Source organism: Streptomyces hainanensis (assembly GCF_004348415.1).
In the GTDB taxonomy this organism is placed as follows: Bacteria; Actinomycetota; Actinomycetes; order Streptomycetales; family Streptomycetaceae; genus Streptomyces; species Streptomyces hainanensis.
The window spans coordinates 1-10,653 of record NZ_SMKI01000272.1; the positions used below are offsets into that span (position 1 = coordinate 1).

8 protein-coding genes and 1 pseudogene are annotated in these 10,653 nt (G+C 69.6%); all 9 read right to left on the reverse strand.

The genetic code is table 11. The annotated features are described in order from the left end of the window. Nucleotides 1–712: 712 nt before the first annotated feature. Nucleotides 713–1,426, reverse strand: coding sequence for a 5-formyltetrahydrofolate cyclo-ligase (locus E1283_RS23085; protein WP_132820043.1), 714 nt, complete (start codon nucleotides 1,424–1,426; stop codon nucleotides 713–715). 11 nt (nucleotides 1,427–1,437) lie between these two features. Continuing rightward, nucleotides 1,438–2,736, reverse strand: coding sequence for an NsdA family TPR-like regulatory protein (locus E1283_RS23090; RefSeq protein ID WP_243745031.1), 1,299 nt, complete (start codon nucleotides 2,734–2,736; stop codon nucleotides 1,438–1,440). A gap of 1,052 nt (nucleotides 2,737–3,788) precedes the next feature. Next, a pseudogene (locus E1283_RS23100) lies at nucleotides 3,789–3,911 on the reverse strand (LLM class flavin-dependent oxidoreductase); the annotation flags it as partial. A gap of 72 nt (nucleotides 3,912–3,983) precedes the next feature. Then, nucleotides 3,984–4,640: an ABC transporter ATP-binding protein gene (locus E1283_RS23105; RefSeq protein WP_132820045.1), complete on the reverse strand. Its 657-nt coding sequence runs from the start codon at nucleotides 4,638–4,640 to the stop codon at nucleotides 3,984–3,986. Continuing rightward, nucleotides 4,633–5,619, reverse strand: coding sequence for an ABC transporter ATP-binding protein (locus E1283_RS23110; protein ID WP_132820046.1), 987 nt, complete (start codon nucleotides 5,617–5,619; stop codon nucleotides 4,633–4,635). The genes E1283_RS23105 and E1283_RS23110 overlap by 8 nt, the downstream gene beginning before the upstream one ends. Nucleotides 5,620–5,687: 68 nt before the next feature. Then, entirely contained in the window at nucleotides 5,688–6,563 is an 876-nt protein-coding gene (locus E1283_RS23115) for an ABC transporter permease (RefSeq protein WP_132820047.1), read from the reverse strand. Between the two features lie 5 nt (nucleotides 6,564–6,568). Then, complete coding sequence (locus E1283_RS23120; protein ID WP_132820051.1) at nucleotides 6,569–7,537, reverse strand: ABC transporter permease; 969 nt, start codon at nucleotides 7,535–7,537, stop codon at nucleotides 6,569–6,571. Nucleotides 7,538–7,569: 32 nt separating this feature from the next. Then, a complete protein-coding gene (locus E1283_RS23125; protein WP_132820048.1) occupies nucleotides 7,570–9,162 on the reverse strand; it encodes an ABC transporter substrate-binding protein in 1,593 nt (530 codons plus the stop codon). A 172-nt stretch (nucleotides 9,163–9,334) separates the two neighbouring features. After that, nucleotides 9,335–10,324, reverse strand: a complete 990-nt coding sequence (locus tag E1283_RS23130; protein WP_132820049.1) for an acetylxylan esterase — start codon at nucleotides 10,322–10,324, stop codon at nucleotides 9,335–9,337. Between the last annotated feature and the right edge of the window lie 329 nt (nucleotides 10,325–10,653).

Here is a 10,653-nt window from a genome sequence, read left to right on the forward strand (position 1 = left end):
TCCCTCATGCCCACCGAACCCCTGCCATGCCCCCAGACGGGCGCTCAGGGCCTTTGGAGCCTCAATGCCACGCAAGCCCAAGAAGCCATGTAGTCAACCAGGTTGCCCCGAACTCACGGATGGTGGCCGTTGCCCTCTGCACCGCCGACAGACAACGAGACAGCGCTACGACGGAACACGCCTGAGCCGGTACGACGATTCAAGGTGGCGCGCGTTCCGCGAGAACTTCCTGTATCGCAACGGGTATTGTGTTCGCTGCGGAGCGCTGGCCGTTGTCGTTGACCATTTCCCGAGAAGTCGAAGAGCGCTAGTCGCTGAGGGCATCACGAACCCTGATCAGGACAAGTACGTTCGTGCTCTCTGCCGTGCGTGTCACGCAACTGAGACCGCAAAGCACCAACCGGGTGGATTCGTTGCCGACAATCGCCGCGAATCAGCAGGAGATCGGGAATGGCGACGCTGGACGATTGGTGCGTCGCACTCACCCCCCTGGGTAGGGACCCCCACCCCGTCTAGAGATCAGTCGGCAGGGAGCGCGAAAGCTAGCCCCGCGACTTAGAGCGTTTGCGCGTGACTGCCCTTGGCAGTTATTCATCAGCACCACGGCGAATACAAGGCCGTTGATGCGCCGTTGATGCCTCGGAGATAGTCAGGCAACCTCAACGGCCGGAGTTGCCCGCAGAAAGGCGGACAGAGCATCCGACTACTTGCGTTAAGGCTTACGGCTTGCCAGGGCTGGAATCGCTTCGATGGTTTCCGGGCTCAGCGATTGCCAGATGATCCCTGACGGCCGGCGATACGGAGCGCATTCAATTATTCTTTCCGGTGTGACGATAAGGTCTACCCGAAAATCGTGCTCAGCTTCGGGAAGTGTCTCGTCCACAATTTGTAGCTCATGCACAGTAGTTGCAATAAGCGTGTTCGATCGAATCAGGTGAGCTTCTTGCAGAAGGGCCACTTCGATATCCGAATATCCGGCACCCTTGCCTAGTCGAACGCCCTGGTAATTTACGGCCACGCTGCCGCAGACGATCAAATCGACGGGAAGCATCTCATCAATGTCCACGGGACGGGCGTATTTTGCCGCTGTGTGGCGCTCAGCGGCTTCCTGGACAGGGAGCGGAAGCGTTTCAGGGTCTAGTAGGAAAAAAGGCTTCTGAGCCGCTAGCTTCGGCGCCGCCATGTAGACGCGCTTGCCCTCTTCGAGCGCTCTTGCCCGGACAGGCATTTGGGCCCTGTCGGGGACTGCCTTAAGGATTTGCGCGGCCTGCCAGGATGGGTGATCAGCGAGACGTGCAGCGGAGAAATCTGCGCCCACGAATGCAGGGATACTCCCCGCTGCACCGCGCGGGGTGATGTTGTTTCGGTCCAACAGTGTCCAGACGTGTTCCCGAACGGCTTGTTTGGCCTCTCGAATGCCCTTCATCTGAACCCTTTCTAGACGGATGCGATCAGACCAAAGAGCCGGTCGTTAAGGTCGCGCACTCCCGACACTTCATGCCAGGATTGCAGTTCTCGGCCTGCCTGGAAGATAAGGTTTAGTCCGCCGCCGCCGCGATGTCCTTCCACGATGTCAATTGCCCTTCCCAGCGTGCCGACTGCTTCATCTACTTTCCGCTGCCGAATCAGCGCAAGTGAGAGGTTCCCGAGCGTGATCGCCTGGGATTTTGAGCCTTCATGAACTTCCCTAATGGTTCCCTCTAGAACGGCCTGCGCTCGTGCCGTATCCGCTAGCGACAGATAGCAGGAACCGGCCAAGCGACCGAACGCCCCGGCATCAACGCTGTCCACTTGCTCAAGGTGTCGCTCGGCATCACGCAATGCCTTCTCGCATTCTCGACGTTGCTGAAGCATGGCGTGAGCCTCGGCAGAGTGCAATACTGCCAAACCGCTTAGGGCAGGGCTGGCACCCTTGACCGTCTCGGTTACTTGTCGGGTCAGCTGAAGGCCATTTTCGGGGTCTTTTTCCCCGTACAGGGCTACATATGAAGTGCGCAGCAATGCAAGCCCTTCGGCAACTGGGTCCCTCAACTCCTTTGCTGCCCACACAGCTTGGTCGAAGTAAGTGCGTGCGGTCTTGTGGTCGGTTCTTCCCGAAGCATCCCAAACCAACTGTCCCATCAGGGTTGAGGTTTCAGCCATTGCCGCACAGAGATCGCGGCGAACACTGTAAGTCGTGGCATAGCTTTGCCAGTGGACTACCTGTCCCAGATGGCGCCCAACCTCCGCGATAAGGGCCATAGATGGCTCAGTTGAGTAGCGATCATCTAGTGCTTGCACCTGCTGCCTCAGCGTGGCAACCATCATCAGGTCGATACTCGTGATGTTCGTGTGCTCGTGGTCTGCTCGTACACTGAATTCTTCGTCTTGCACCCGTGCGACGCTAGGTCCGCTGCCAGTGCTCACGTCAACGGTTGCTGGGGTACCCCGTTCCCATGGCCGTTCCGGCAGCCCGAGCATTTCACCAGGAATCCCGAAGCCATCGGCAATACGCTCGATGACAGTGTGCCCCCGAATTCCGCGAACTCCTCTGATGACGTCACCAATCCGAGAACTTGTCATCTTCCCGACTGCGGCAGCCATGTCCGCATAGCTGGAACCTGTCCGCCTGTTCACGAGTCGGAATATTTCGCTGAAGTTCCGTTCAGCACAGGCGCGTTGCATGGCTGGGCTCTCAAGAAGGCTGTCAGGAAGCGTGAGCGAGTAGCCGGTTCGTCTTGCCGCACGGTCGTCCATGGCCCACCTAGCGTGGTTGGCAGTGATCTAGTCCAGAGTAGCCGGGTAGGCCGTTGGGGTACCCCAAACAGCCTTGCAGGGTGCCCCACTCGCTGTGTGCTGCGCCGCCGGAAGTGTCCAAGCTCGTAGCACGGCACGCCCATGGCGAACCCCCGCAACCGTGGCTAGACGGTCCGGGGGCATGGGCCACCTGAAAGCAGAGGACAGGCAGCCATGAGCAAGATTAGCGACCGTCACCCGGAAGTGGGTACGCGCGTACAGGACACAGAACGTGATCGCGAAGGTGTCGTCATGGGGCCGCTGTTCCCCACCGACACGAGCCCGGTCATGCTCCGGCCGGTGGGCGGGGGTAAGGAGTGGCAGGCTGCCCCGGGCAACCTTCGCATCGTTGAGGGCAAGAGCCATGGAGCCTGAGACGCGAGAGATCAACCCCCGGGATCTAGAAGTGTTGAGGCTGACTTGGGCTATGCACTTCGAGGAGTGCGCCAAGTGCAGGGCAGGCGCTCTGTGCTACGTGGGGCGCATGCTGAGCCCTTACGCGGGCACCAGTGCGGGCATTGCCTCGGAAGCGCCTGCCGATGGCACAGAGGCATCGTGAGGCACGCCCGGCGGACGACAGGGCTACGTCCTACTGCGGGTACTGCACTTCGCATCGGAAGGTGCCGTGCGGTAACTGTGGCGGGTTCGCTGGGTGTGATTCGTGCGACGAGAACGCGCAAGTACCGTGCCCCGATTGCTCCGGGGGCACGATCGGGAAACCTCAGTGGAGTTAGTTAGACCCCTGCCCCCGTCCGTGGCTTCAAGGGCCGGACAGGGGCAGGCTCAAGCCCCCCGGTAGGTAAGCCACAACAGGCGGGTACCGTGCCCGCCGTTCGGGACGGACGCGCCCCGGTTCTGGCCCTACCTGCTCGAAGGCCCGGTGTGTGCCGAAGAGTGCTGCGGCTCCCTACCGCAGTGAGGGGAAGGAAGCCCCGCCTGTAAGCACCCTGACAGGCGGGGCTTTCGCATGCCCTCTGACCTGTAGCTTTGCCAAGCTCTCAGGGTGTACGCTCCACCCAGAACCGGTGGTAGCCGAGGGCCTCCGCCCGCTGGGCGAAGCCCACGGTCTCGCGCAGTGCCTCGGCCGGGGTTCGTCCTTCGCCGATCAGCGCCCGGTCGAGGATCGACCAGCGCACCGACCGCAGTCGTGCCGTGTTGTCCACTCCTGTTCCAACCGCCACGGGGGCGGAAGATTCCCGGTCCGGGCGTCAGCCTTCCGCGGTCGGGAACTCGGTCACCCGATCGCACCACCGGCGGAGCAGTACCCGGTCGTGTCCCACGGCGAGCAGCGCGGCGTCGTGCTGGCGGCGGTACTCCTCGACGACGGCGACCAACGCGGCGGTGGTGGAGGCGTCGAGCATGGCCGTCATCTCGTCGCAGACCAGCAGCGTGGGGCTGAGCAGCAGCGCGCGGGCGACGCAGGCGCGCTGCAACTGGCCGTCGCTGACCTCGTGCGGCCGGCGGCGCAGCAGGCTCGCGCCGAGGCCGGTGGCCTCGGCGAGTTCGGCGGCGCGGCCGGCGAGTTCACGGCTCCGGCCGGTGGCGGCGGCCGGCTCGACGATCAGTTCCCGCAGGGTGAGGCGCGGGTCGGCGGCGAGCCGCGGCTGTTGGAAGACAACGCCCACGCTGGTGCGGAGCGCGCGCGGTGCCCGGAAGCGGTAGCCCCGCACGGTCTCGCCGGCCAGCCGCACCGTGCCCGCCTCGGGGCGGTGCAGCAGCGCGGCGACCCGGGCCAGCGTCGACTTGCCGCAGCCGCTCGGGCCGAGCAGCCCGACGGCCTCGCCGTCCGCGACGGTCAGCGAGACGTCGCGGATCACCGGCGCCCGGCGGTCGTATCCGGCGGTGATGCGGCTGAGCTCAAGCATCGGCGCGCTCCGGGGCGTGGTGGCAGGCGACGCCGTCGCTGAGGGTGGGCGACGTGGCGCAGCGGTCGGTGGCGAGGTGGCAGCGGTCGGCGAAGGCGCAGCCGGCGGGGAGGGCGTCCAACTCCGGCGGCAGCCCGGGGATCGGCGTGAAGGAGCGCTCGGGGAGCGCTTCGAGCAGGCCGTGCGCGTAGGGGTGGCGTGGCCCGGCGGTGCCGAAGAAGTCCTGGGCGGGGGCGACCTCGACGAGGCGGCCGGCGTACATCACGGCCACCCGGTCGGCGATCCGTTCGGCGGCCGCCAGGTCGTGGGTGATCACCAGCAGGGCGTGGCCGGCGTCGGCGTGCCGGCGCAGCTCGCCGACGGTGCGGTCGACCAGGTCGCGGTCGAGTCCGGTGGTGGGCTCGTCGGCGATGAGCAGCGGCGCGTCGGCGACCAGGGCGAGGGCGGTGGTGGCGCGCTGGGCGAGGCCGCCGGAGAGCTGGTGCGGGTAGCGGTCGAGGTGGTCGGCGGGGAACGCGGCCCGCGCGGCGGCCGCCTCGGCGGCGGCGCGCAGCGCGGCCCGCGGCGTGCCGGTCAGCTCTCGTACCGTCTCCTCGAGTTGGGAGCGCACGGACCTGACGGGCGTCAGGTGGGCGGCCGGGCTCTGCGGCACCAGGCCGGCGAGCCGGCCGCGCACCCGCCGGGTCAGCGTCTCCTCGCTGGCCGCCAGCAGTTCGACGCCGTCGTCCGCCGCGTCCGGGGTCGGGGCCGGGCGGCGCAGGTGGGCCGTGCCGCGGGTGCGGGCGTTGGCGGGCAGCAGGCCGAGCAGGGCCGAGGCGAGCACGGACTTGCCGCAGCCGCTCTCGCCGACCAGGGCCAGGCACTCGCCGGGCGCCAGGTCGAAGGAGACGTCGTTCACGGCGGCCACCTCGCGGCCGCCCGGCATCAGGAACCGCACGGAGAGCCCCCGTACGGTCAGCACGGCGGGCGCCTCGCCCATGTGCCGCTCCCTCCCACTCGTCGTGTCGTTGGTCGTCTCGCCGTTCAGGCCGGCGGGGCCCGGGCCCGTCACAGCACCAGCTCCGAGCGGCGCCGCGGGTTGATCCGCTCCCGCCAGACGCCCGCGAGGCCGGCGATGGCGAGCGTCGGGAGGACGATGAACAGGCCGGGGAAGAGGGTGGGCCACCAGTCGCCGGTGGCGAGCGAGCCGCGGGCGCCGTTGATCATGGTGCCGAGGCTGGCCTGGTGGGCCGGGATGCCGAGGCCGAGGAACGAGAGGGCGGACTCGTGCCAGATGGCGTGCGGCACCATCAGTACGGCGGCGAGGCCGGCCTGCGGCAGCACCGCGGGCAGCAGGTGTCTGGTGACCACCCGGCGGCGCGAGGCGCCGCCGGAGATGGCGGCCTCCACGAACGGGCGGCCGCGCAGCGACAGCACCTCGGCGCGGACGATCCGGGCCGTGGACACCCAGTGGGTGAGCCCCACGGAGGCCACCACCGGCCAGATCCCGGGCCGGAACATCGCCACGATGAAGATGCCCATGAGCAGGTGCGGCACGGCGGTGAAGACGTCCACCGCCCGCATCACGAGCCGGTCGGTGCGGCCGCCGAGGGCGCCGGCCAGGCAGCCGACGGCGAGGCCGAGCAGGCTGGCCGCCAGCGCGGCGGCGATGCCCACGGTGAGCGAGACCCGCAGCCCGTAGACGCTGCGGAGCAGCACGTCGCGGCCGAGTTCGTCGGTGCCGAAGAGGTGGTCGGCGGAGGGCGGCAGCAGTTTGGCGGTGAGGTCGACGGCCTGTTGGTCGAGCGGGAGGAGCAGGGGCACGAGCAGCGCGGCGAGCGCGGCCGCGGCGGCCAGCGCGGCGGAGGCGGCGACGCGGAGCGTGCGGGTGCCGCGGCGCGGGGCGCCGCGCGCGTGCCAGGTCGGTTCGGTGGTGAGGGCCATGGGGATCACATCTCGTCGTGGTCGACACGCGGGTCGGCGAGGCCGTACAGGAGGTCGGCGACCAGGTTGCCGGCGAGCACGGCGAGCGCGGACAGCACCGCGAGGGCGGCGAGCAGGTGGAAGTCGGACGAGGTGGCGGCCCGGACGGTGGCCGAGGCGATGCCCGGCCAGCTGAAGACGGTCTCCACCAGCAGGGCGCCGGTGATGAGCTCGGGGACGCGGGTGCCGATCAGGGTGAGCACCGGCAGCAGCCCGGAGCGCAGCGCGTGGCCGCGCAGCACGGTGCCCGCGCGCAGCCCGCGGGCCCTGGCGCCGCGCACCGGGTCCTCGCGGAGCGCGTCGGCGACGCCCTGGCGGGTGTAGAGCACGAACCAGGGCAGTTGGGAGACGGTCAACACGGCGGCCGGCAGCGCGAGGTGGCGCAGCAGTGAGCCGGCGGTGACGACGTCGCTGCCGGGGTCGGTGAGGCCACCGGACGGCAGTACGTCGAGGCGCAGCGCGAAGAGCCAGACGGCCAGCAGGGCGATCCAGAACGGCGGCGCGGCCTGGAGGGCGTAGCTCACCGAGGTGATCACGCGGTCTGCGGGGCTGCCCGGCCGGCTGGCGGCCAGCGTGCCGAGGGCGGTGCCGAGGAGCACCGCGGCCACGAACGCGACGGCGCACAGCAGCACGGACCAGCCGACGCGCTCGCCGATGACCTGGGCGACGGGCTGGTGCAGGGTGTGGGACTGGCCGAGGTCGCCGGTGAGCGCGGCGGTGAGCCAGTGCCACCAGCGTTCGACGAAGGTGCCCTCGGCGGCGAGCGAGGCCCGCAGCTGGTCCAGGGTCTCCTGGGAGACGCCGACGGCGCTGCCGCCCAGGTACTGGCGGACCGGGTCGAAGGGCGAGGCCGCGGCGACGGCGAACATGCCCAGCGTGACGAGCGCGAGCACCGGGACGGCGGCGAGCAGCCGCCGTCCCACGAGCCTGGCCATCGGGGCCCAGGGGAGGGAGCCGGGGACGACGCTCACGTGCGGATCCGCCAGTCCTCCACGTTCCACCACGGCCCGTGGCCGAGGCCGTGGTCGTGGGGTTCCGGCTGGGTGGTGACGCCGTCCCAGTGGTCGGCCATCACGTAGACGTGGTCGATGTGGGTGAGGAAGGTGTAGCCGGGGTTGTCGGCGAGCTCGCGCTGGACCCGGTCGTAGGCGGCCTGCCGCTCGTCCCGGTCGGCGGTGCGGCGGGCCAGGTCGAGCTGCTCGTCCACCTCGGGGTTGTCGTACTGGCCCATGTTGTTCCAGCCGTCGCCGGCGAGATCGGAGTAGAGCAGGCCGTAGAGGTCGAAGTCGGGGTCGGCCGGGTTGCCGCCGCCGGAGAGCACGGCGTCCTCGGTGAGCCGCCCCTCGATGACCTCCCAGGAGCCGGACTCGACGGTGATGTCGACGCCGATCTCGCCGGCGTCGGTGGCGTAGGCGAGGGCGTGCTCCTGGCGCAGCCGGTCGCCGGCCGGGTACCAGAGGGTGAACGCGGCGCGCTGCCCCTCGCGTTGCCTGACGTCGTCGTCGCCGACGGTCCAGCCGGCCTCGTCGAGGAGCCGGCCGGCGGCCGCCGGGTCGTGGGGGCGTTCGGTGCCCTCGGCGAACCAGGGGCTGGTGACCGGGATCGGGCCGTAGGCGGCGTGGCCGGCGCCCGTCAGAATGCTGTCGACCATCAACTCCCGGTCGACGGCGAGGTCGAGGGCGCGGCGGATGTCGCGGTCGCCGGTGACGGGGTTGCCGGTCGGCAGGGTGACGGCGCGGAAGTCGGCGCTCTCCGTCTCGTGCGTCACCATGCCCTCGGCGTCGGCGAAGCCCTCGGCGAGGTTGGGCGGCAGCACGGCGGCGTCCAGGTCGCCGGAGCGCAGCCGGGTGGCGCGCACGTCGTCGTCGGGGATCACGGCCATGGTTAGTCGCCGGACCTCGGGCTCGCCGCCCCAGTAGTCGGGGTTGGCCTCCAGGGTGATGCGCTCGCCGGGCGTCCAGCCGGTGAGCACGTAGGGCCCGGTGCCCACCGGCTCGGTGTTGTAGGAGCCGGTGTTGACGTCCTGGTCGCCGGCGGCGGAGGCCGAGGCGATGGGCAGTACGGTGCGGTCGGCGAAGGGGGCGTAGGGGTAGCCGAGGGTGAAGACGACGGTGTGGTCGTCCTCGGCGGTGACGTCCTCGATGGCGTCGAGTTCGTCCTTGTACGGGTAGTTGGTGTCCGGGTCGAGGATGGTCCGGTAGGTGAAGACGACGTCCTCGGCGGTGAGCGGGTCGCCGTCGCTGAACTCGACGTCGTCGCGCAGCCGGTAGGTGTAGGTCAGGCCGTCCTCGCTGACCTCGGGGAGCTCGGTGGCCAGGGCCGGGGTGAGCTGGAGGTCGGCGTCGTGCCGCAACAGCCCGTCGAAGATCTTGGAGTTGCCGTCCTTGCCGTAGCCGAGCAGCGGGCTGAGGCTGTCCGGCTCGGTGGCTATGCCGACGACGAGCGAGTCGTGGGCGGCGTCCGAGTCCTCCCCGCCCGGTGCCGAGCAGGCGGTGAGGGCGAACAGCACGGCCGCCACCACTCCGCCCGCGCCTCGTGTCCATGGCGTGCGGCCAGTCATCGGTCACCCCTGTTGAAGATCTGTCGTTCTTGCGAATCGTGCGCAATTAAAACAGACCGGAGTGACATGGCAGGTTCACTTTTCGGAAGCGCCTGGTGAACGATCCCGGACCGACGTGGTCGGTGTGGTGAACAGCGCGGGCGTCGCCGACGCCGTCGGCCCGGGATCCGGGTCAGCCGCCCAGCGCCTGCCCGGGCAGGCCGCGCTCGGCGAGCCAGCGCAGTTGCTCGCGGGTCTGGGAGGCCCGGCCGCCGGCGTGGTCGCCGAACTGCCAGACGCTGATCTCCCTCTCCCCGGCGTAGCGGTTGTAGGCGGCGTAGACGGTGGACGGCGGGCAGACGGGGTCCATCAGGCCCACGCTGAACAGCGCGGGCGCGCTGGCCCGCGTCGCGAAGTGCTGGCCGTCGAAGTAGTTGAGGGTGCGGAACGCGTTCTCCACCTGGTCACGCTGGTGGATCCCCAGGTAGTGCACCAACTCCGGGTAGGGGCCCGCGGAGGCGATGTCGGCGGCCCGCCGGTAGTGGCAGAGGAACGGCACGTCGACCAGCGCGCCGGCCACCGCGTCGCCGACGAGACCGGCCGTCGCCAGCGCGAGCCCGCCGCCCTGGCTGCCGCCGGCCACGACCACCCGCGCCGGATCGACGGCCGGGTGCTCCCTGACCGCGTCCACGGCGCGCACGCAGTCGGTCATCAGCCGCCGGTAGTAGTAGTGCTCGGGGCTCGCTATGCCCCGGGTCATGAAGCCGCCGACGAACTGCGGCGTCGGTACCGCGTCAGGATCCGGGGTGTCGTGCCCCTGACCACGGGAGTCGACGACGAACTGCGCGTACCCGGCGGCGTTCCACAGCAGGTGTTCCAGGTGCAGGCCGCGCCCGCCCGTGTAGCCGATGTAGCTGACGACCGTGGGCAACGGCTCCCGCGCGCCCCTGGGCAACAGCAGCCAGGCGGCGATCGGCTGGCCGCCCCAGCCGGGGAAGCGCACGTCGTAGACGTCGACGGAGGCCAGCGGCGAGTCGGTCACCGGCCGGTACTCGGCCGGGGCGCCGCCGGCGGCCCGCGCCGTGGCCAGGGTCTGGGCCCAGAAGTCGTCGAAGTCGTCCGGCTCGTCGACCGCGGGCCGGTACTCCCGCAGCGCGTCCAGGGACATGTCGGTGAGCGCCATGCTGTGTGCCCCTCCTCATAGGTGCCGCGGAGAAGTTACGTCGCGCCGCGCCCCTGGTCAACGCCCCCTTTCGCCGCGGCGCCGGCGGGCGGCACCGACGGAGCCGCGACAGCGCGCGAGCGGGCCGCGCCGGGCGCGCGGTGATACCCATGGACCATGGACTGGATCGCGGCCCCCGACTACTGGCTGAGCCGCCTCGTGGTCCAGCGCGGCCTGGCCCTGATCTACCTGCTGGCGTTCCTCTCGGCGATCCGCGAGTTCCCCGCCCTCGCCGGCGAGCGCGGTCTCACCCCGGCTCCGGCCTTCCTGCGCGCCGTCCCGTCCCGCCT